Origin of the sequence: Cupriavidus gilardii (assembly GCF_017598945.1) — a bacterium.
Lineage (GTDB): Bacteria > Pseudomonadota > Gammaproteobacteria > Burkholderiales > Burkholderiaceae > Cupriavidus > Cupriavidus gilardii_E.
Genome location: NZ_JAGFTW010000030.1, coordinates 41216 through 62800, shown reverse-complemented (window position 1 = coordinate 62800; position 21585 = coordinate 41216). Strand labels below are relative to the sequence as shown.

The 21585-nt window shown below is 67.3% G+C and carries 20 protein-coding genes and 1 tRNA gene; 14 read left to right on the top strand and 7 right to left on the bottom strand.

Annotation, left to right across the window (positions count from 1 at the left end; all coding sequences use genetic code 11):
* Positions 1 to 42: 42 nt before the first annotated feature.
* From trpB to J5T34_RS10635, 9 genes are all read left to right on the top strand, one after another.
* Positions 43 to 1236 carry a tryptophan synthase subunit beta gene (gene trpB, locus J5T34_RS10675; protein ID WP_208579717.1) on the top strand — a complete coding sequence of 398 codons (1194 nt, stop codon included), beginning with the start codon at positions 43 to 45 and terminating at the stop codon, positions 1234 to 1236.
* The gene (locus J5T34_RS10670; RefSeq protein ID WP_208579716.1) at positions 1236 to 2210 is read left to right on the top strand and encodes a DNA-methyltransferase; all 975 of its coding nucleotides are present in this window, start codon (positions 1236 to 1238) and stop codon (positions 2208 to 2210) included. The genes trpB and J5T34_RS10670 overlap by 1 nt, the downstream gene beginning before the upstream one ends.
* 2 nt (positions 2211 to 2212) lie before the next feature.
* Positions 2213 to 3016 (top strand): tryptophan synthase subunit alpha, encoded by an 804-nt coding sequence (gene trpA / locus J5T34_RS10665; protein ID WP_208579715.1) that lies wholly within the window; start codon positions 2213 to 2215, stop codon positions 3014 to 3016.
* Positions 3017 to 3229: 213 nt separating this feature from the next.
* Positions 3230 to 4102, top strand: coding sequence for an acetyl-CoA carboxylase, carboxyltransferase subunit beta (gene accD / locus J5T34_RS10660; protein WP_208579714.1), 873 nt, complete (start codon positions 3230 to 3232; stop codon positions 4100 to 4102).
* A 233-nt stretch (positions 4103 to 4335) separates the two neighbouring features.
* Positions 4336 to 5646, top strand: coding sequence for a bifunctional tetrahydrofolate synthase/dihydrofolate synthase (gene folC, locus J5T34_RS10655; RefSeq protein WP_208579713.1), 1311 nt, complete (start codon positions 4336 to 4338; stop codon positions 5644 to 5646).
* A gap of 110 nt (positions 5647 to 5756) precedes the next feature.
* On the top strand, positions 5757 to 6524 hold the full coding sequence (locus J5T34_RS10650) for an SPOR domain-containing protein (protein WP_208579712.1): 768 nt from the start codon (positions 5757 to 5759) through the stop codon (positions 6522 to 6524).
* An 89-nt stretch (positions 6525 to 6613) separates the two neighbouring features.
* The gene (locus J5T34_RS10645) at positions 6614 to 7111 is read left to right on the top strand and encodes a CvpA family protein (RefSeq protein WP_208579711.1); all 498 of its coding nucleotides are present in this window, start codon (positions 6614 to 6616) and stop codon (positions 7109 to 7111) included.
* 95 nt (positions 7112 to 7206) lie between these two features.
* The gene (gene purF, locus J5T34_RS10640) at positions 7207 to 8733 is read left to right on the top strand and encodes an amidophosphoribosyltransferase (protein ID WP_208579710.1); all 1527 of its coding nucleotides are present in this window, start codon (positions 7207 to 7209) and stop codon (positions 8731 to 8733) included.
* A gap of 181 nt (positions 8734 to 8914) precedes the next feature.
* Positions 8915 to 10120 carry an O-succinylhomoserine sulfhydrylase gene (locus tag J5T34_RS10635; RefSeq protein ID WP_208579709.1) on the top strand — a complete coding sequence of 402 codons (1206 nt, stop codon included), beginning with the start codon at positions 8915 to 8917 and terminating at the stop codon, positions 10118 to 10120.
* 67 nt (positions 10121 to 10187) lie between these two features.
* Here J5T34_RS10635 and J5T34_RS10630 read toward each other — a convergent pair whose 3' ends face one another.
* The 7 genes from J5T34_RS10630 to fdxA all read right to left on the bottom strand — a co-directional run bounded on the left by J5T34_RS10630 (position 10188) and on the right by fdxA (position 15140).
* Positions 10188 to 11057 (bottom strand): ABC transporter permease, encoded by an 870-nt coding sequence (locus tag J5T34_RS10630; RefSeq protein WP_208579708.1) that lies wholly within the window; start codon positions 11055 to 11057, stop codon positions 10188 to 10190.
* 57 nt (positions 11058 to 11114) lie between these two features.
* Positions 11115 to 12026 carry a nodulation factor ABC transporter ATP-binding protein NodI gene (gene nodI / locus J5T34_RS10625; RefSeq protein ID WP_208579707.1) on the bottom strand — a complete coding sequence of 304 codons (912 nt, stop codon included), beginning with the start codon at positions 12024 to 12026 and terminating at the stop codon, positions 11115 to 11117.
* A gap of 118 nt (positions 12027 to 12144) precedes the next feature.
* On the bottom strand, positions 12145 to 12534 hold the full coding sequence (locus J5T34_RS10620) for a VanZ family protein (protein WP_208579706.1): 390 nt from the start codon (positions 12532 to 12534) through the stop codon (positions 12145 to 12147).
* A gap of 242 nt (positions 12535 to 12776) precedes the next feature.
* On the bottom strand, positions 12777 to 12989 hold the full coding sequence (rpsU, locus tag J5T34_RS10615; RefSeq protein WP_006578041.1) for a 30S ribosomal protein S21: 213 nt from the start codon (positions 12987 to 12989) through the stop codon (positions 12777 to 12779).
* A gap of 234 nt (positions 12990 to 13223) precedes the next feature.
* Positions 13224 to 13299, bottom strand: a tRNA-Asn gene (locus J5T34_RS10610).
* Between the two features lie 301 nt (positions 13300 to 13600).
* Positions 13601 to 14707, bottom strand: coding sequence for an NAD(P)/FAD-dependent oxidoreductase (locus tag J5T34_RS10605; RefSeq protein ID WP_174107513.1), 1107 nt, complete (start codon positions 14705 to 14707; stop codon positions 13601 to 13603).
* 109 nt (positions 14708 to 14816) lie between these two features.
* The gene (gene fdxA, locus J5T34_RS10600; protein WP_208579705.1) at positions 14817 to 15140 is read right to left on the bottom strand and encodes a ferredoxin FdxA; all 324 of its coding nucleotides are present in this window, start codon (positions 15138 to 15140) and stop codon (positions 14817 to 14819) included.
* Positions 15141 to 15511: 371 nt separating this feature from the next.
* Here fdxA and pncB point away from each other — a divergent pair, with 371 nt between their 5' ends.
* The 5 genes from pncB to rmuC all read left to right on the top strand — a co-directional run bounded on the left by pncB (position 15512) and on the right by rmuC (position 21549).
* On the top strand, positions 15512 to 16687 hold the full coding sequence (gene pncB / locus J5T34_RS10595; RefSeq protein ID WP_174107511.1) for a nicotinate phosphoribosyltransferase: 1176 nt from the start codon (positions 15512 to 15514) through the stop codon (positions 16685 to 16687).
* Between the two features lie 85 nt (positions 16688 to 16772).
* Entirely contained in the window at positions 16773 to 17459 is a 687-nt protein-coding gene (locus tag J5T34_RS10590) for a LutC/YkgG family protein (RefSeq protein WP_208579704.1), read from the top strand.
* Between the two features lie 155 nt (positions 17460 to 17614).
* Positions 17615 to 19060, top strand: a complete 1446-nt coding sequence (locus J5T34_RS10585; protein ID WP_208579703.1) for a sodium:proton antiporter — start codon at positions 17615 to 17617, stop codon at positions 19058 to 19060.
* Between the two features lie 8 nt (positions 19061 to 19068).
* Entirely contained in the window at positions 19069 to 20100 is a 1032-nt protein-coding gene (locus J5T34_RS10580; RefSeq protein ID WP_208579799.1) for a 2-hydroxyacid dehydrogenase, read from the top strand.
* Between the two features lie 66 nt (positions 20101 to 20166).
* The gene (gene rmuC, locus J5T34_RS10575) at positions 20167 to 21549 is read left to right on the top strand and encodes a DNA recombination protein RmuC (protein ID WP_208579702.1); all 1383 of its coding nucleotides are present in this window, start codon (positions 20167 to 20169) and stop codon (positions 21547 to 21549) included.
* Positions 21550 to 21585 lie beyond the last annotated feature (36 nt).

Below are 21585 nucleotides of genomic sequence, written 5' to 3'. Positions count from 1 at the left end.
CCGCTCCACCGAGGACGGCCGCGCCACCCGGAAGCCCCACTCATGTACAACCTGCCCGATTCCCGCGGCCACTTCGGCCCCTATGGCGGAACCTTCGTTTCCGAGACCCTGACTCATGCGCTGGACGAGTTGCGCGAGGCCTATGCCAGCCTGAAGAACGATGCCGAGTTCGATGCCGAATTCCGCCGCGAGCTGAAGCACTTCGTCGGCCGTCCGTCGCCGATCTACCATGCGCAGCGCTGGAGCGAGACGCTCGGCGGCGCGCAGATCTACTTCAAGCGCGAGGACCTGAACCACACCGGTGCCCACAAGATCAACAACGTGATCGGCCAGGCCTTGCTCGCCCGGCGCATGGGCAAGCCCCGCGTGATCGCCGAGACCGGCGCCGGCCAGCACGGTGTGGCCACGGCGACCATTGCCGCCCGCTTCGGCATGGAATGCGTGGTCTATATGGGCGCCGAGGACATCAAGCGCCAGGCCGCCAACGTCTACCGGATGAAGCTGCTGGGCGCCACCGTGGTGCCGGTCGAGAGCGGCTCGAGGACGCTGAAGGACGCGCTGAACGAGGCGATGCGCGACTGGGTCACCAACGTCGAGAACACCTTCTACATCATCGGCACCGTCGCCGGCCCGCACCCGTATCCCGCGATGGTGCGCGATTTCCAGTGCGTGATCGGCGAGGAGGCCAAGGTGCAGATGCCGGAGATGACCGGCCGGCAGCCCGATGCGGTGATCGCCTGCATCGGCGGCGGCTCCAATGCGATGGGCATCTTCTATCCGTATATCGACCACCAGGACGTCAGGCTGATCGGCGTCGAGGCGGCCGGCGACGGCATCGAGACCGGCCGGCACGCGGCCTCGCTGAGCGCCGGTGCGCCCGGCGTGCTGCACGGCAACCGCACCTATCTGCTGCAGGATCCGAACGGCCAGATCATCGAGACGCATTCGGTGTCGGCGGGGCTGGACTACCCGGGCGTCGGTCCCGAGCACGCGTGGCTCAAGGACAGCGGCCGTGCCGAATACGTCTGCATCACCGACGACGAGGCCCTGCGCGCCTTCCACGATTGCTGCCGGATCGAGGGCATCATCCCCGCGCTCGAATCGAGCCATGCGATCGCCTACGCGTGCAAGCTGGCGCCGACGCTGCCCAGGGACAAGCTGCTGCTGGTCAACCTGTCCGGACGCGGCGACAAGGACATGCATACGGTCGCCGAACGCGCGGGGCTGACCCTCTGATGCGCCCGCTACTGGACGAGACGCCCGGCAGCGCCGCCGCGGCCACCATCGCGGGCGACGCGATCCCGCTGACCGCCGCGCCGGCGCTGCCGGCCCTGCTGTACCAGGAGGACGTGCTGGACGGCGTGCGCCGGCTGGCCGACGGTTCGATCGACCTCGTGGTCGCCGACCCGCCCTACGGGCTCGGCAAGGACTACGGCAACGATTCGGACCGGCTGTCCGGTCAGGCCTACCTGGAATGGTCCGAGCGCTGGATCGACGCGGTGGTGCCCAAGCTGTCGCCGCGCGGCTCGCTGTATCTGTTCTGCACCTGGCAGTATTCGCCCGAGCTGTTCGTGATGCTCAAGCGCCGGCTGACGATGGTCAACGAGATCATCTGGGACCGGCGCGTGCCCAGCATGGGCGGCACCACGCGCAAGTATTCGTCGGTGCACGACAACATCGGCTTTTTTGCCAAGGCGCGCGACTACTACTTCGATCTGGACTCGGTGCGCGTGCCGTACGACGCCGAGACCAAGAAGGCGCGCAGCCGGCCGCGTTTCGAGGGCAAGAAGTGGCTGGAGGTCGGCTACAACCCGAAGGACCTGTGGAGCGTGCCGCGCATCCATCGGCAGGATCCGGAGCGGGCCGACCATCCCACCCAGAAGCCGCTGCAGATCGTCGAGCGGATGGTGCTGTCCAGCTGCCCGCCGGGCGGGCTGGTGCTCGATCCGTTCACGGGCAGCGGCACCACCGCAGTGGCCTGCGCCCGGCATGGGCGCCGCTTCGTCGGCTTCGAGATCAATCCCGACTATGTCGACGTCGCGCGCGCGCGGGTCGCCTCCGTGATGCCGCTGGCCCGGCCCGATGCGGCGCAGGCCGCGGACGCTGCCGAGGCCGCCGCGCTTGCCGCCTCCGCAGCGTCTACCCCGTCTACCCCGGCAGCCGCCAACGACGCCGGTCCGGCGGACGCGCTGCCTCACCTCGCATCCTGACCATGTCCCGCATCCAATCGACTTTCGCGGCGCTGTCCGCACAAGGCAGGAAGGGCCTGATTCCCTTCATCACCGCCGGCGATCCCGAGCCCGGCCTGACGGTCGCGCTGATGCATGCGCTGGTCGAGGGCGGCGCCGATGTGATCGAGCTCGGCGTGCCGTTTTCCGACCCGATGGCCGACGGCCCGGTGATCCAGCGCGCGTCCGAGCGGGCGCTGGCCAATGGCGTCAGCCTGACCCAGGTCCTGGGCTGGGTGCGCGAATTCCGCCAGCGCGACGCCAACACACCGGTGGTGCTGATGGGCTATGCCAACCCGATCGAGCGGATGGGCGAGCGCACCTTCGCGCAGGCCGCCCGCGAGGCCGGCGTCGATGGCGTGCTGGTGGTCGACTACCCGCCCGAGGAATGCGAGTCGTTTGCCGCGCTGATGCGCGAGCACGGCATCGATCCGATCTTCCTGCTGGCCCCGACCACCACCGATGCCCGCATCGCCCAGGTCGCCAAGGTGGCCAGCGGTTACCTGTACTACGTGTCGCTCAAGGGCGTGACCGGTTCGGGCGCGCTGGACCTGGACAGCGTCGCCGCGCGCCTGCCGGTGATCAAGCGCCACGCCAACCTGCCGGTCGGCGTCGGCTTCGGCATCCGCGATGCGCATACCGCGCGCGCGATTGCCAGCGTGGCCGACGCGGTCGTGATCGGCAGCCGGCTGGTGCAATTGCTGGAGGAAGCGCCGCGCGAACAGGCGGTACAATCGCTGCGTTCGTTTATCGCGGAAATCCGCACGGCGCTGGACGTCAAGGCGTGACGCCTTAGTCGCATATCGGCGGCCGCCGGCGATATTCGCCGCCGACGGACCCCGATTCCTGCCTCCCGCAGCACAGAATATCGGCCCCTAGGCGGCGAGCGTGGTACATTCGCCGCCTTGGCCGATGGCCGGGCCTGCCATCTGCGCGCCAGCGTGTGTCCGTACCGCGCTGGGATGCGACAGGCCGCGGCCCTATCCGAAAGGAGCGTTTTGATGAGCTGGTTGGATAAACTCCTGCCCCCGAAGATTCAACAGACCGACCCCTCGTCCCGCAAGGGCATCCCCGAGGGCCTGTGGGTCAAATGCCCGTCGTGCGAGTCCGTGCTGTACCGGACCGACGTCGAGGCCAATCTGCATGTCTGCCCCAAGTGCGACCACCATATGCGCATCCGCGCGCGCGAGCGGCTCGATTCGCTGCTCGACGCCGAAGGCCGCTATGAGATCGGCCAGGAAATCGTGCCGGTCGACGCGCTCAAGTTCAAGGACTCGAAGAAATATCCGGACCGCATCAAGGCGGCGATGGACGAGACCGGCGAGACCGACGCGATGGTGGTGATGGGCGGCGCGATCCATACCATTCCGGTGGTGGTCAGCTGCTTCGAATTCGCCTTCATGGGCGGCTCGATGGGTTCGGTGGTCGGCGAGCGCTTCGCGCGCGGCGCGCAGGCCGCGCTCGAGCAGAAGGTGCCGTTCATCTGCATCACCGCCACCGGCGGCGCGCGCATGCAGGAAAGCCTGCTGTCGCTGATGCAGATGGCCAAGACCACCGCGATGCTCAACAAGCTGTCGGCCGCCAGGCTGCCGTTCATCAGCGTGCTGACCGACCCGACCATGGGCGGCGTGTCGGCCAGCTTCGCCTTCCTGGGCGACGTGGTGATCGCCGAGCCCAAGGCGCTGATCGGCTTCGCCGGCCCGCGCGTGATCGAGCAGACCGTGCGCGAGAAGCTGCCCGAAGGCTTCCAGCGTGCCGAGTTCCTGCTGCAGAAGGGCGCCATCGACATGATCGTCGACCGGCGCAAGCTGCGTGCCGAACTCGCGCAACTGCTGGCGCTGCTGCAGAAGCAGCCGGCCGACGCGGTGGCCTGACGGACGCCGATCGCCGAAGGATGGTTTGACGACGCGGACCTGGTCCGCGTTTTTCATTGCTGCCGGCCGCTTGCTGCCGGCCTATGCTTCCCGCTGACGTACTCCCTCTCCCGCTTGCGGGAGAGGGTCGGGGAGAGGGCAAAGGGCGCCGGCATGCCGGGCGCCGCATCCCCGCTCCCCCAACCCCTCTCCCGCGGGCGGGAGAGGGGAGAGAACCGAGTAGTCGAACGATCATGCCTATCTTCTCCTCCCTGCCCGAATGGCTGGCCCACCTCGAAACCGCGCATCCGGTCGGCATCGACATGGGCCTGACCCGGATCAGCCGGGTCAAGGAAGCGCTCGGCCTGCGCATCGACGCGCTGGTCTTCACCGTGGGCGGCACCAACGGCAAGGGCTCGACCTGCGCGATGCTCGAGCGGATCCTGCTGGAAGCGGGCTACAAGGTCGGCTGCCATACCTCGCCGCATCTGCTGTCGTTCAACGAACGCGCCCGCATCAACGGCGAGATGGCCACCGACGCCCAGCTGCTGCCGCACTTCGAGGCAGTCGAGCGCGCCCGCACCAGCTTTGCCGATCCGGTCAGCCTGACCTATTTCGAGTTCACCACGCTGGCGATCGTCCATGCCTTCGCCGCCGCGCAGCTCGACGCGATCATTCTGGAAGTGGGGCTGGGCGGCCGGCTCGACGCCGTCAATGTGTTCGATCCCGACTGCGCGATCGTCACCAGCGTCGATATCGACCATGCGCAGTACCTGGGCGATACGCGCGAGAAGATCGGCTTCGAGAAGGCGGGCATCTTCCGTCCGCACGTACCGGCGATCTGCGGCGATCCGATGCCGCCGGCCTCGCTGGTCGAACATGCCGAGACCATCGGCGCCGACCTGTGGCTGGTCGGGCGCGATTTCCAGCATCAGGCCGCCAAGGGCCAGGAGCGCCTGCAGTGGGACTGGAGCGGGCGCGGGCGCAAGCTCAACGGGCTCGGCTATCCGGCGCTGCGCGGCGCCAACCAGCTGCTGAACGCCTCGGCGGCGCTGGCCGCGCTGCAGGCGGTGCGCGACCGGCTGCCGGTCAGCGCGCAGGAAGTGCGCAACGGGCTCGCTTTCGTCGATCTGCCGGGCCGCTTCCAGGTGATGGCGGGCCGTCCCGCCGTGATCCTCGACGTGGCGCACAATCCGCATGCCGCGGCGACGCTGGGCCAGAGCCTCGATAACATGGGGTTCTTCCGCTACACCTATGCGGTGTTCGGCGCGATGGCCGACAAGGACATCGCCGGGGTGCTGCGCCACCTGAGCGACAAGGTCGATCACTGGTGCCTGTGCGACCTGCCGACCCCGCGCGCAGCCCGCGCGCAGGATCTGCTGGAGCACCTGGAGCAGGGCGGCTTCCGCCCGGGCCCGGACGCCACCGCGGCGTGCTTCGCCAGCCCCGAGGCGGCCTATCGGGACGCCATCGAGCGTGCCACCGAGAATGATAGAATCCTGGTCTTCGGATCGTTCTACACCGTGGCCGGCGTGATGGCGTACCGCGCGACCCAGGCCAACTAGCCTGCCGGACCGTTTTTCTCGGGCATTTTCGGGTACTTCCGGGGCACGCGCCGCGGTCGAGCGACAAACTCAAGGGGCGGCCGCGCCTGCCGCCCGCACCGAACCAATCTATGGGCCTGCTTTCGCTGTTTTCCTTCCGCAAGGGCAAAGACGCGGCACCGGAGCGCGCGCGGCGTGCCCGCGGCGCCGATGCCGGGGCGGGGTCACGCGCCGGGACGCGCGCTGGCACGCACGATGCACGCCGGGGCGCCGATGACTACGCGGACGACATGCTGGACCCGGAATTTCCGCAGAAGCAGCGCGCGCGGCGCCGCCTGATCGGCGCGCTGGTGATGACGGTGGCCGCGGTCATCGTGCTGCCGATCGTATTCGAGACCGAGCCGCGTCCGTCCGCCGACCAGATCGCGGTGCGCCTGAGCGGCGGCCAGGGCGAGGCGCAGGCCAAGCCCGAACCGCGCAAGGCCGCGCCGCTGCCGCCGCAGCAGCAATCGCGCCTGGATTCGCAGGCGCTCGACGCCGGCGAGGAACTGGTCAGCGCGCCGGTCACCCGGCCCGCCGACAAGGCGCCGGAAAAGCCGGCCGAAGCGAAGGCCGACAGCAAGCCCGAATCGAAGCCGGAGTCGAAGGCCGAGGCCAAATCGTCCGGCAGCGGCAAATATGTGATCCTGGTTGGCGCCTTTTCCACCGAGGAGAAGGCCAGGCAATGGATGAGCAAGTTGAAGGCGAACAAGGTGCCCGCATATATCGAGCGCAAGGCCATGGCCGACGGCGAGCGCATCCTGCTGCGTGCCGGTCCGTTTACGGACCGCGATGCCGCCGACGCGGCGCAGAAGCGCGTGCGCGAGGTCGGCCTGACCGCCCGCATGGTCGAGCTCTGAGCCGCGGCGCATAGGTCGCATAGGGCGAACAAGGCGGCGAACAAGGCGGCGGATGGGGCCGATAGGGGCGGATGGCGGTGCTCGCGGGAATGCAGTTCACTTTTTTCGATTACGCGGTGGTATTCGTGCTGATCGCCTCGGGGCTGGTCGGCGCGCTGCGCGGCCTGATGCGCGAATTGCTGTCGCTGGTCGGCTGGGTCGCGGCCTTCTTCGTGGCCTACAACTACGTCGGCGTCGCGACGCAATGGATGCCCGAGTCGCTGCCGGGCGGCGCGCTCGCGCGCAGCGCTGCCGGATTCGCGGTATTGTTCTTCGGCACCGTGATTGCCGCGGCGCTGGTCGGCGCGGTGATCGGCCAGTTGCTGGAGACCACCGGCCTGAAGCCGGCGGATCGCGGGCTGGGCCTGGTGTTCGGGGTGGCGCGCGGCGCGCTGGTGGTGATGCTGCTGGTCACGTTGGCCGGCTTCACCAAATTGCCCGACGAACCTTTCTGGCGCGACGCGGTGTCGCGCCCCTACGTCATCGCCGCGATGGAGTCGCTGCGGCCCTGGTTGCCGCCGGAAATCGCCAAATACGTCAGAACGTGAGACCGGGCGCGCGCCCGGCATGAACTTTTCGCGCCTGGTCTGCCATCGGCAGCGCGCAGGGCGCGCCGAATCGAAGCCTTTCCTGGGAGCTTGGCATGTGCGGTATCGTCGGTGTGGTGTCTGCCACGCCCGTCAATCAGTTGATTTACGACAGCCTGCTGCTGTTGCAGCATCGCGGTCAGGACGCCGCTGGCATCGCGACCGCCAACGGCAGCACCTTCCACATGCACAAGGCCAATGGCCTGGTGCGCGACGTGTTCCGCACGCGCAATATGCGCGGCCTGCCCGGCGCGGCGGGCATCGGCCAGGTTCGCTACCCGACCGCCGGCTCGGCCTCGAGCGAGGAGGAAGCTCAGCCGTTCTACGTCAATGCGCCGTACGGCATCATCCTCGCGCATAACGGCAACCTGACCAACTGGCAGCAGCTGCGCGAGGAGATGTTCCGGCGCGACCGCCGCCACATCAATACGCATTCGGATACCGAGGTACTGCTGAACGTGCTGGCCGACGAGCTGCAGCGCGCCAGCAACGGCACCTCGCTCGATCCCGAGATCATCTTCGCCGCAGTGGCAGGCATGCACCGCCGCGTGCGCGGCTCGTATGCGATCGCCGCGCAGATCGCCGGCTACGGCATGCTGGCCGTGCGCGACCCGTTCGGCATCCGCCCGTTGTGCCTGGGCAGCGTCGAGACGACGCACGGCAAGGAATGGATGGTCGCGTCGGAGTCGGTGGCGCTCGAAGGCATCGGCTACAAGCTCGAGCGCGACGTGGCGCCGGGCGAGGCGATCTTCATCGATCTGGACGGCAAGCTGTACACGAAGCAATGCGCCGATAATCCGCTGCTGAACTCCTGCATCTTCGAATACGTCTATCTGGCGCGGCCGGATTCGTGCATCGACGGCGTGCCGGTCTACGACGCGCGCCTGCGCATGGGCGACTACCTGGCCGAGAAGATCCGCAGCGAAGTCAGCGCGGGCGATATCGACGTGGTGATGCCGATCCCGGATTCGAGCCGGCCGGCCGCGATGCAGGTCGCCAACAAGCTGGGTCTGAACTATCGCGAGGGCTTCTTCAAGAACCGCTATGTGGGCCGCACCTTCATCATGCCGGGCCAGGCGGTGCGCAAGAAGTCGGTGCGCCAGAAGCTCAACGCGATGGGCGTCGAGTTCAAGGGCAAGAACGTGCTGATCGTCGACGACTCGATCGTGCGCGGCACCACCTCGTTCGAGATCGTGCAGATGGCGCGCGATGCCGGCGCCAACAAGGTGATCTTCGCCTCGGCCGCGCCGCCGGTGAAGTTCCCCAACGTCTACGGCATCGACATGCCGACGCGCAGCGAGCTGGTCGCGCATGGCCGCAGCCATGACGAGATCTGCCGCATGATCGGCGCGGACCAGCTGGTCTATCAGGACGTCGAGGCGATGAAGCAGGCGGTGCGCGACATCAACCCGGCGCTGAAGGACTTCGAGGCCTCGTGCTTCGACGGCAAGTACATCACCGGCGATATCGACGAAGCCTATCTGGACCGCCTCGAGACCGCACGCAGCGAGGCCGACCGCGAGGGCGGCGGCGATACCGAGCGTTCGCAACTGCATCTGCAGCGCTCGGGCGGCAACGAGTAAGGCTGCCGGTTCTCTCCGGTTTTCTCCCTCTCCCGCTTGCGGGAGAGGGCCGGGGAGAGGGCAAGGCGCTTGTCGTTGCTCATGACGTCGGCATGGCCAGCGCCGCTACCCTCTCCCCCAACCCCTCTCCCGCGAGCGGGAGAGGGGAGCCAGTCCATCACTACCCACGAATTCCCCGACCATGAACGAACCGCTCGACCTCGACTCCCTCGGCATTGATACGCTCGGCGTGCGCGCCGGCACGTTGCGCAGCGAGTTCATGGAGCATTCGGAGGCGATGTATCTGACCTCGAGCTTCTGCTTCGGCAGCGCCGCCGAGGCCGCCGAGCGCTTCGCCAATTCGGAAGAGGGCTATACCTACTCGCGCTTCACCAATCCGACCGTCAGCATGTTCCAGCAGCGGCTGGCCGCGCTGGAAGGCGCCGAGGCCTGCATGGCCACCGCCTCGGGCATGAGCGCGATCCTGTCGGTGGTGCTGTCGTCGATGCAGGCGGGCGACCATCTGGTCAGTTCGCGCGCGATCTTCGGCTCGACCATGACGCTGTTCTCGAACATCTTCTCGAAGTTCGGCGTCGAGACCACCTTCGTCGATGGCACCGACCTTGCCGCCTGGCGCGCCGCGGTCAAGCCGAACACCAAACTGTTCTTCCTCGAGACGCCGTCGAATCCGCTGACCGAGGTCGCCGATATCGCCGCGGTCGCCGAGATCGCGCACGATGCCGGCGCGCTGCTGGTGGTCGACAACTGCTTCTGCTCGCCGGCGCTGCAGCAGCCGCTGCGCTTCGGCGCCGACATCGTCGTGCATTCGGCGACCAAGCATATCGACGGCCAGGGCCGCGTGCTGGGCGGCGCGGTGCTCGGCAAGCGCGACTTCATCATGGGCAAGGTGTTCCCGTTCGTGCGGACCGCCGGCCCGACGCTGTCGGCCTTCAACGCCTGGGTGATGCTCAAGGGCATGGAGACGCTGGCGATCCGCATGGAGCGCCATTCGGCCAGCGCGCTGGCGCTGGCGCAGTTCCTCGAATCGCACCCGGCGGTGGCGCGCGTCTACCATCCCGCGCTGAAGTCGCATCCGCAGCACGAGGTCGCGATGCGCCAGCAGAGCGGCGGCGGCGCAATCGTGTCGTTCGAACTGAAGGGCGCCACGCCTGAGGCGCAGCGCGCCAATGCCTGGCGCGTGATCGACAACACGCGGCTGTGCTCGATCACCGGCAACCTGGGCGATACGCGCACCACCATCACGCATCCGTACACCACCACGCACGCGCGCGTCAGCCCCGAGGCCAAGGCCGCGGCCGGCATCGGCGAGGGCCTGATCCGCATGGCGGTGGGGCTGGAGTCGGTCGAGGATCTGAAGGCGGATCTGCTGCGCGGACTGCGCGACTGATCGTCACCGTCAAGATGCAAAAAAGCCGGCCCGAGGGCCGGCTTTGCTTTTTGGGCGGGTTCCCGCCTCACCGCAGCATCCGCCTGCGCAGCAGCATCATCGCGACGACCAGCGCCACCAGCGCATAGGCGGCCAGTACCGCCACATGCAGCGCCACCTGGTCGGCCGGACGGCCGAGCATCAGCGGCCGGATCAGGGCCACCGCGTGGGCCAGCGGCAGCACCTGCGTCGCGGCCTGCGCGCCGGGCGGCAGCTGTTCCAGCGGGAAGAACACGCCCGACTGCAGCAGCGTCGGCGTCATCACCAGCGTCTGGTAGAACATGAAGAAGTCGTAGCTGGGCGCCAGTGCGGTGACGATCATTGCCAGGCTCGCGAAGGCAATGCCGGCCAGTGCGATCACCGGCAGCGCCAGCAGCGCGTTGGGCATCTGCGCATAGCCGAGCGCGCTCGCCACCAGCATGATGGCGACGCCGGACAGCACCGCCTTGCTGGCGGCCCACACCACTTCACCGAGCACCACGTCGCCCAGCGTCAGCGGCGCATGCATGATGGCCTCCCAGGTCCGCTGCACGTGCATGCGGGAGAACGCCGAATACATCGACTCGAAGCTGGCCGACATCATCACGCTCGAAGCAGTGGTGCCGGCCGCCAGGAAGGCGATGTACGAAACGCCGTCGACGCGGCCCACCAGCAGGCCCAGGCCGAAGCCCAGCCCGAACAGGTAGATCATCGGATCGGCCAGATTGCCGAACATCGACGGGATCGCCAGCTTGCGCCAGACGCGATAGTTGCGATACCAGACCATGGTCCAGTTGCGCAGGTTCAGCGGCCACAGCGGCTGCGGATAGCGCTGCGTGGCGACGGTGGCACCGCGGGCTGATGTTGCGGCGGTGGCCAGCTTGCCGTCGTTGCCCGGGTCCGGGTCTCGTTCGCTCATGGTTTCCTCGATGGTTCGGTGCGTGGCGGGCGGCATGCCGTCCCGGCCTTCGGCCGCTCAGTCGCGCATCTCGCGGCCGGTCAGCTTCAGGAACACATCCTCCAGATTGGCGGGGCGATGCAGATAGCGGATGCCGCCATTGCCGTGCAGCGCGGCCAGCAGCGGTTCCGGTTCACGGACGTAGCAGAACAGCGTCTCGCCGCTTTTTTCGGTGCGCTCGGCCAGCGGCGCCAGCCGTTCGCGCAGCGCGTCCAGCTCTTCGCCATAGACCTCGACCACGTCGCAGCCGATCTGCCGGTCGATCAGCTCGTGCGGCTTGCCTTCGGCGATCTTGCGGCCGCCGTCGATCACGCACAGATAGTTGCACAGGCGCTCGGCCTCTTCCATGAAATGCGTCGTCAGCAGAATGGTCTTGCCGGAGGCCAGCAGCGATTTGAGCCGGTCCCAGATCAGATGGCGCGCCTGCGGATCGAGCCCGGTGGTGGGCTCGTCCATCACCAGCAGGTCCGGATCGTTGATCAGCGCGCGCGCCACCGTCAGGCGCCGCCGCATGCCGCCGGACAGGTCGCGCACGTGCGCGTCGGCGCGGTTTTCCAGGCGGGCGAATTCGAGCAGCATCGGCACGCGCCGTTCGATCTCGGCGGCGGACAGGCCGAAGTAGCGGCCGAAGATGCGCAGGTTCTCGACCACGGTGAAGTCGGGATCGAGATTGTCGAACTGCGGCACCACGCCGACGCGCATGCGGGCCTGTGGAGCGCGGGCGGGGACGGGCTCGCCGCACAGCGTCAGCTCGCCCGAGGCCGGCGTGGTCAGCCCCAGCAGCAGCCGCAGCGTGGTGGTCTTGCCGGCGCCGTTGGGGCCCAGCAGGCCGAAGCATTGGCCGCGCTGCACCTGCAGGCTCAGATCGTCGACGACGACGGTGTCGCCGTATTGCTTGCGCACATGGCGCAGTTCGAGAATGGCAGTCAACGCAGCGTTCCGGTGAAGCGCGCGTGGCGCGATCCCGCCATTATGCCGATCCGCTCGCGATCGGTCCCTGGCGCGCCGCAGCAGGCGCGCCGTCGGTGCGTTACGAGGCGAGCGCGGGCTAGACCGCCCGCCGCGCGCGCAGGCGGCGCATCAGCGAACGGACCAACTCGTGCAGCAGCCAGCCCAGCGCGAGCCCCAGCGCATCGGCCAGGACATCGATGGCGTCGGCGGAGCGATAGGGCGTCATCGACTGCAGCCATTCGATCAGTCCGCCGTAGACCAGCAATCCGATCGGCACCAGCCACGGCCGCGCCGGATAGGCGCGCCATCCGAGCACGCCGAGCGTGGCGAAGGCCAGCAGATGATTGCTCTTGTCCCAGCCGGTGGTCGGCATCGGCGCCGTGGGCGGCATCAGCGCCAGCGTCAGCACGGTGCACAGACATAGCCAGAACGCGAGACGCCACTGCGGCGGGCCGATCGTCAGGCTGGGGAACGGGCGGGAAGACATGCGGAAACGGTTCCTGGGACGAGGCGACAGGAACGTAATGTAGCAGCCGGGGCAGGGGTCCGACATCGGCTGTGGGGATGGGTGGCGCAGCGAGGGTCGTCGGCCAGATGGCTGGTCGAGAGGGCGCTCCCGGGGGAGTGCGACGTTCTCTCCGGCGATGGAGAGAGCGACAGGGCAAAGCGACAGGGGTCACGCGGCGGGCGATGCGCCGCGCCCGCGAGACTCCCGGCGGTCGAAGATGCTCAGTACATCTTCTTCGGCAGCATCTGCATGCGCAGACGCTTGCGCAGGCGCGACTCGGCGGCCTTCTTCTTGCGCTTGCGCTCGGTGGTCGGCTTCTCGTAGGCCGTACGGCTCTTCAGTTCGACGATCAGGCCATTTTGCAGAATGGCCCGGCGGAATCGCCGCATGGCGACGTCAACCGGTTCGCCCGGCTTCAAAACGATCTTGGTCAAAGCTTGTCCTTCGGGGTGCCGCTGCTGCGGCGGGGTGGAACGGTGAGCCTCGGCAGCCTCGAGCCTGCGCTCGCTGCCGATACCCGCGGAGCTGGGTGTTGGCAAAACCCCGCAAGCTCGGCGGGGCAGTGGACCGGAAGGGTGGGCGTGCGAGTCACGACGAGGTCGGTCACGCAGGATGCCAGCGCACCAGTGAAAAGGCCCGCCATCTCGGATGGCGGGCCTTTTATTCTTTGGCTCCCCGACCTGGGCTCGAACCAGGGACCTGCGGATTAACAGTCCGTCGCTCTACCGACTGAGCTATCGGGGAACAGCTGAGAAAAGGATTATAGCCAGTTTCTCGTTACTTCGTCAACAACGTTTCGACATTTTGTTGTCGTTGCGTCATCCGCAAAACGCTGTGCCGAAGTGTCCGGCCTGCCTGCGCATTCATTGGGTCGGAAGCCCTGGGGCCGATCCGGTGCCGCGAATGTGCGTTGGCGAGGGGCGCATTATAGACGGCGGCCGAAGCGAATGCCAAGAAAAATTTGCGGGCCGCAACAAAAAACCGCCCGAAGGCGGTTTTTTGCTGGTCATCCGAGCGCGGATCGGGCTCGTAAATCGCTTCGGGCTCAGTCGAACACCGGCGATTCGACGCCGAGGATCTTGTGCAGCTTCGGCGAGGTCGTCGTGTACTGCATGTGGATCTTCTTCTCGGGGAAGATGTACGGCGCGGCGCCGAAGGCGGCCAGCGCGGCCTCGTGGAAGCCCGACAGGATCAGCTTCTTCTTGCCCGGATAGGTGTTGATGTCGCCGACCGCGAAGATGCCCGGGATATTGGTCTCGAACTTCTCGGTATCGACCTTGATCTGCTTGCGCTCCAGGTCCAGGCCCCATTCGGCGATCGGGCCGAGCTTGGGCGACAGGCCGAAGAACACCAGCAGGTCGTCCAGCGGCATGCGTCGCGTCACGCCGTCGCCGCCGGTGACCTTGATCTCGGTCAGCGCGCCGTCCTTTTCCTCATAGCCGGTGATCTGGCCGACCATGAACTGCATCTCCATCTGCTCGCACAGTTCCTTCATCTTGGCGACCGACGCCGGCGCGGCGCGGAAGCCGTCGCGGCGGTGGATCAGCACGACCGACTCGGCCTTGCCGACCAGGTCCAGCGTCCAGTCCAGCGCCGAGTCGCCGCCGCCGACGATCACCAGATTGCGGCCGTGGAAGCGGCTCGGATCCTTGACGCGGTAGAACAGCTGCTTGCCGTCGAACTTGTCCAGGCCTTCGACCTTCAGCGTGCGCGGCTGGAACGAACCGACGCCGGCGGCGATGAAGATGGTCTTGGTCAGGAAACGGGTGCCGAGCGAGGTCTCGACAAAGAAGCGGCCGTCCTCCTGGCGCTCGACCACCGAGACTTCCTGGCCGAGGTGGAAGGTCGGCTCGAACGGCTCGATCTGCTTGAGCAGGTTGTCGGTCAGCTCCTGGCCGGTGCAGATCGGCACCGCCGGGATGTCATAGATCGGCTTGTCCGGATACAGCTCGACGCACTGGCCGCCGACCACCTTCAGCGAGTCGATCACATGCGCCTTGATCTCGAGCAGGCCGAGTTCGAAGACCTGGAACAGGCCGACCGGACCGGCGCCGACGATCAGCGCGTCGATTTCGAGGGGCTGGCCACCGCCAGCGTTGCCGCCGACCTGGTTGGTGGTGTCCGCGACGGGGTTGGGGATGCTCAAGTCCATATGCGTCCTGATACGTTTGGGGGCACGGCGTGCCCGGCATTGCGGGAAAGCGCGTGGGGACGGCTTTCTCTTTGTCGCTATCGGGTTGGTGTTCGCTGGCGGCGTCGGCTCAGCGCTCGAGGTATTGCAGCTTGCCGGTGGCGTCCTTCCATTCCTCAGCCTCGGGCAGCGGGGCCTTGGTCTTGGTGATCGAAGGCCAGTTGCGGGCCAGTTCGGCGTTCAGGTCGATGAACTGCTGCTGGTCGGCCGGCACGTCTTCCTCGGCATAGATCGCGTTGACCGGGCACTCAGCGACGCACACCGCGCAGTCGATGCACTCGTCCGGATCGATCGCGAGGAAGTTGGGGCCCTCGCGGAAACAATCAACCGGACACACGTCAACGCAGTCGGTATAGCGGCAACGGATGCAGGATTCGGTGACAACGTGAGTCATTTCGGTTCCAGGAAAACGGATCGGCTTCGATGGGAGACTGTTTTTGGCCGCTTGTGCCGGTCGTTATGCCGGTAGTTGTGCCGGCGGTTATGCCGGTACTGCTGCCCGTACAACGCACGCACGCGCGGGACGAGCGTGGACCGCGGCCTTTCAAAGATCGGTATTGTAGCCGACCCGTTCGTCCCGCACAGCGGCCCTATATAGCCGAATCAGATAGTTTTCTTATTTCTTTATGCGGACTCGTTTGGCCTCGGCGCGAGCGTTCGCAGGGTATCGGATGGTTCTTCATCGCGCAGTGGCCCCATGCCCGACGAGGTTGTCCGATGGGGTAGCATGTGGGCCTGATTCGGCACACTTGTGCGGGTTACGCCATGATCATCCAATCTCTGCTCGACACCGACCTCTACAAATTCACGATGATGCAGGTGGTTCTGCATCATTTCCCGGCGGCGCAGGTCGAGTACCGCTTCAAATGCCGCAATGCCGGTGTGGACCTGACGCCGTATGCGGACGAGATCCGTGCGCAGATCGAGCTGCTGTGCCAGCTGCGCTTCACGGAAGACGAACTGGAATACCTGCGGGGCTTTCGCTTCATCAAGAGCGATTTCGTCGATTTCCTCGGCCTGTTCCAGCTCAATGCCAAGTACGTGTCGGTCGGCCCGTCGCCGACGCATCCGGGCGAGATCGACATCACGATCCGCGGCCCCTGGCTGCACACCATCCTGTTCGAGGTGCCGCTGCTGGCGATCGTCAACGAGGTCTACTTCCGCCACACGCAGCCGCAGCCCGACTGGGAGGAGGGCAGGCGCCGGCTGGTCGACAAGCTGGCGCTGCTGCGCATGCCCGGCCGCGACGATTGCGTGATCGCCGACTATGGCACGCGCCGCCGCTTCTCGCGCGACTGGCAGGAGGAGGTGCTGGCCTCGATGCAGCAGCTGCTCGGGCCGCAGCTGGCCGGCACCAGCAACGTGCACTTCGCCCGCAAGCACAACCTGACGCCGCTCGGCACGATGGCGCACGAATACCTGCAGGCGTGCCAGTCGCTCGGACCGCGGCTGCGCGATTCGCAGGTATTTGCGCTGGAAACCTGGGCGCGCGAGTATCGCGGCGACCTCGGCATCGCACTGTCCGACACCTACGGCTTCGATGCCTTCCTGAACGACTTCGATCTGTATTTCTGCAAGCTGTTCGACGGCGTGCGGCACGACTCGGGCGATCCGGTGGCCTGGGGCGAACGGATGCTGGAGCACTACAGCAGGAACCGTGTCGATCCGCGCAGCAAGACGCTGATCTTCAGCGACAACCTCAATATCCCGCGCGTGATCGAGCTGTACGAACGCTTCGGCGGCCGCTGCCGGCTCGCGTTCGGCGTCGGCACCAATCTGACCAACGACCTGGGCTACACGCCGCTGCAGATCGTCATCAAGATGGTCCGCTGCAATGGCCAGCCGGTCGCCAAGTTGTCGGACACGCCGGAAAAGACCATGTGCGACGACCCGGCCTATCTTGGCTATCTGCGCCAGGTATTCGGCGTCGAGCCGGCCTGATCGGAGCGCAGTTTCGGCGAAGCGCACGGGCAGGGGGACTTATAATGCCCGCTGCTCCGGCCACCCGATTCCGATCGTCCGAACCATGAACACCGATTCCGCTCGCGACCGCATCTTCGCCCGTATCCGTGCCGCCCAGGGGCGGCCGGCGCAACCGACCCGAGGCGAGCGCGAGGCGGTGGCCGACTATCTGGCGCGCCATCCGCAGGGCCCGCGTCCCGGCGTGGCCGGCGATCTGGTGGAAGCGTTCAGCGTGCAGGCGCGCAAGATGGCCTCGACGGTCGAGCGGGTCGCGACCCTGGCCGACGTGCCGGCGGCGGTGGCGCATTATCTGAGCGGGCTGGCCTTGCCCCCGCGCGCGGTCGCCTGGCCGGCGCTGGGCGCGCTGGACTGGCAGGCGCAGGGCATCGCCGTCGAATCGCGGCCGCCGCTGCGCGATCCGCAGGCCGACCGCGAACATGGCGACCTGGTCGGCATCACCGGCTGCTTCTGCGCGATCGCGGAGACCGGATCGCTGATGCTGCTGTCCGGGCCCGAGACCTTTGCTTCCGGCGCGCTGCTGCCGGAGACCCATATCGCGGTGCTGCCGGTCGGCCGCATCGTCCCCGATCTCGAGGAAGCCTTCGCGCTGGTACGCGCCGAGCGCGGCGAGCTGCCGCGCGCGACCAATATCATCAGCGGCCCGTCCCGCACCGGCGATATCGAACAGACCATCGTGCTCGGCGCGCATGGCCCCTATCGCGTGCACGTGGTGCTGGTCGATCAGGCCTGAGCGAGCCTGTCGTACCGGACGCGGCATCGCGCGCGGCCCGGCACACGACACCCTGGCGTTTCCGACCCCGCCGCATCCCGTCGCGCCCGCCTTCGCACGCAGGCCGGCATTCCGATTCGAATAACAGCAAACAGGAAAACAGGAGACCGAACACGATGCAGTCTGCCCTCGCGCCGCGTGTCACCAAGCTGCCTCGGCTGGCGACGCCGGCCATGCTGGCGATGTTCCCGGCCATGGCCGGCGCCGCCGAACTGGACGGGGCCACGCTCGGGCCGCTGTGGGCCTTGCCCTTTGCCGGCATCCTGCTGTCGATCGCGCTGTTTCCGCTGGTGGCGCCGCGTTTCTGGCATCACCACTTCGGCAAGGTGGCGGCCGCGTGGGGTCTGCTGTTCCTGGTGCCGTTCGCGCTGACCTACGGCATGCACGCGGCGACCACCAACGTGGTGCACGCGCTGGTGGCCGAGTACATTCCGTTCATCGTGCTGATCGGCACGCTGTATATCGTCGCCGGCGGGATTTGCGTGCACGGCAATCTGCATGGCACGCCGAAGCTGAACACCGGCATCCTGGCGCTCGGCACGTGCCTGGCCAGCGTGATGGGCACCACCGGCGCGGCGATGCTGCTGATCCGGCCACTGCTGCGCGCCAACGACAACCGGCGCCATGTGGCCCACGTGGTGGTGTTCTTCATCTTCCTGGTCGCCAATGCCGGCGGCTCGCTGACGCCGCTCGGCGATCCGCCGCTGTTCCTGGGCTTCCTGAAGGGCGTCGAATTCTTCTGGACCACGCGCCATATCTTTCCCGAGACGCTGTTCCTGTGCGTCGCGCTGCTGGTGATCTTCTACTTCATCGATCGCCACTACTTCCGCAATCGCGAAGAGCAACTGCCGCCGCCGCTCGACCCGACCCCCGACTCGCCCGGCATCCGCATCGACGGCAAGGCCAATTTCGTGCTGCTGCTGGCGGTGATGGCGCTGGTGCTGATGAGCGGCCTGTGGAAGCCGGGCATCGAATTCGACGTGATGGGCACCGTGGTGCCGCTGCCGGCGCTGGTGCGCGATGTCGCGCTGGTGGGGGTGGCGCTGGTGTCGCTGCTGATCACGCCGCACAGCGCGCGCGCGGGCAACGAGTTCAACTGGGCGCCGATCCTGGAAGTCGGCAAGCTGTTCGCCGGCATTTTTCTCACCATCATCCCGGTGATCGCGATGCTCAAGGCCGGCACCGACGGCGCCTTCGCCGGCGTGATTCGCGCGGTCAGCGACAGCAACGGCCAGCCGATCGACAGCATGTATTTCTGGGCCACCGGCCTGCTGTCGTCCTTCCTCGACAATGCGCCGACCTATCTGGTGTTCTTCAATACCGCCGGCGGCGACGCCGCCACGCTGATGACGCGCGACGCCACCACGCTGGCGGCGATCTCCGCCGGCGCGGTGTTCATGGGCGCCAACACCTATATCGGCAATGCGCCGAACCTGATGGTCAAGGCGATCGCCGAAGACCGCGGTGTGCGCATGCCGAGCTTCTTCGGTTATATGCTGTGGTCCTGCGGCATCCTGGTGCCGCTGTTCCTGGTGATGACCCTGCTGTTCTTCCGCGTCTGAGGTTCATGATGGCTTCGCAACCGCACTCCCAACCGCAATCTTCGTCGTCGCGTCCGGCCGTGCTGGTTACGCGCGCGATCTTCCCCGATGTGCTGGAGCGCCTGTCGCAGCATTTCGAGGTCGATCACAACCAGCCCGACGTGCCGCTGGACGCTGCCGCGCTGAAGGCGCGCCTGGCGGGCAAGGCCGGCGTGCTGGCCAATGCCGCGGACCGCATCGACGCGGAACTGATTGGCGCGCTGCCCGAACTGCGCGCGGTCTGCAACATGGCGGTGGGCTACAACAATCTGGACCTGGCGGCGCTGACGGCGGCCGGCATCGTCGCCACCAACACGCCGGACGTGCTGACCGAGACCACCGCCGACTTCGGCTGGGCGCTGCTGATGGCGACGGCGCGGCGCGTCACCGAGTCGGAGCACTTCCTGCGCGCCGGCAAATGGGAGCGCTGGTCCTACGACATGTTCCTCGGCATGGACCTGCACGGCAGCACGCTCGGCATTCTCGGCATGGGCCGGATCGGCCAGGCGTTGGCGCGGCGCGCCGCCGGTTTCGGCATGACGGTGCTGTATCACAACCGCAGCCAGCTGCCGGCCGAGATCGAGCAGGGGCTCGGCGCGCGCTACGTCAGCAAGGCCGAGCTGCTGCGCGACGCCGATCACCTGATGCTGGTGCTGCCCTATAGCGAACAGAGCCACCATGCGATCGGCGCCCCCGAACTCGCACAGATGAAGCCGACCGCGACGCTGATCAACCTCGCGCGCGGCGGCATCGTCGACGACGCGGCGCTGGCGCAGGCGCTGCGCGACAAGCGCATCTTCGCCGCGGGGCTGGACGTGTTCGAAGGCGAGCCCAGGGTCCATCCGGCCCTGCTGGAAGTGCCCAACGTCGTGCTGACCCCGCATATCGCCAGCGCCTCCGAAAAGACGCGGCGCGCGATGGCCAATCTCGCCGCCGACAATCTGATCGCCGCGCTCGGCGCCGGCCCCGATGCCGGCCGGCCGCCGTGCGCGCTGAACCCCGAAGTGCTGGCGCGCCGCTAGCGTGCCGCTGCTGCCGCCGCGGTCGTCTTTGCCGAGGCGGCGCCTTGCTTCATTACCCCATCCCCGATGTCTACCTCCTCGCTGATCCTGATCGCCCTGGCGGCGATCCTGCTGCTGACGTTGCTGTCGCTGGCCCTGCTGCTGACGCGCGGGCGCGACGGCGGCACGGCCGAACTGCTGCAGCGCCTGGCCGACTGGCGCGAACGCGGCGAGCGCGACAGCGAACGGCTCGAACGCAGCCTGCGCAGCGAGGTCGCCGAGGCCGCGCGGCTGGGGCGCGACGAGACCAGCGAGCAGATGATGCGCTTCCAGCAGACGCTGTCGGCGCAGATGACGCATATCGCCACGCTGCAGAACAACCAGATCGACATGTTCGCGCAGCAGCTGGCCAAGCTGACCGAATCGAACGAGCGGCGGCTGGGCGAGGTGCGTGCCACGCTGGAGCAGAAGCTCAAGGACATCGAGGCCAACAACGCCGCCAAGCTCGACGAGATGCGCCGCACCGTCGACGAGAAGCTGCACGCGACGCTGGAGCAGCGGCTGGGCGAATCGTTCCGCATGGTGTCGGACCGGCTCGAGCAGGTGCATCGCGGCCTCGGCGAGATGCAGATGCTGGCGCAGGGCGTCGGCGACCTGAAGCGCGTGCTGACCAATGTGAAGACGCGCGGCACCTGGGGCGAGGTCCAGCTCGAGATGCTGCTGCAGCAGATCCTGACGCCGGAGCAATACGCGCGCAACGTCGAGACCGTGCCCAATACGGGCGCGCGGGTCGAGTTCGCGATCCGCTTGCCGGGCAAGGAAGTGGGCGTCGGCAACGGCAGCAACGGCGCCGGCAACGGCACGGTCTGGCTGCCGATCGACGCCAAATTCCCCAAGGAGCAGTACGAACGGCTGACCGACGCGCAGGAGCGCGGCGATGTCGAAGGCGTGGCCGCAGCCGGGCGCGAACTGGAGGTGGCGGTCAAGCGCGAGGCCCAGACCATCGCCGAGAAGTATCTGTCGCCGCCGGCCACCACCGACTTCGCGATCCTGTTCCTGCCGACCGAGGGCCTCTATGCCGAGGTGCTGCGCCGGCCCGGCCTGACGGACCTGCTGCAGCGCAATCACCGTGTCACGGTGGCCGGCCCCACCACGCTGACCGCTGTGCTGAACAGCCTGCAGATGGGCTTTCGCACGCTGGCGCTGGAAAAGCGCTCCAGCGAGGTGTGGGAGGTGCTCGGCGCGGTCAAGACCGAATTCGGCAAGTTCGGCGACGTGCTGGCGCGCACGCGCGACACGCTGGAGCGTGCCGCGCGCAATATCGAGCAGGCCGAGGTGCGCAGCCGCCAGATGGCGCGCAAGCTGCGCAAGGTCGAGGCGTTGCCGTCCGAGGCGGCCGAGCAGTTGCTGGGCTTGCCGGAGGACGAGGAGGGCGAAGGCAGGCCAAACGATGCCGGCCCGGCGGCCTGACGTTGCCTGCCACGCCGTCGCGACAACAAAAAAGCG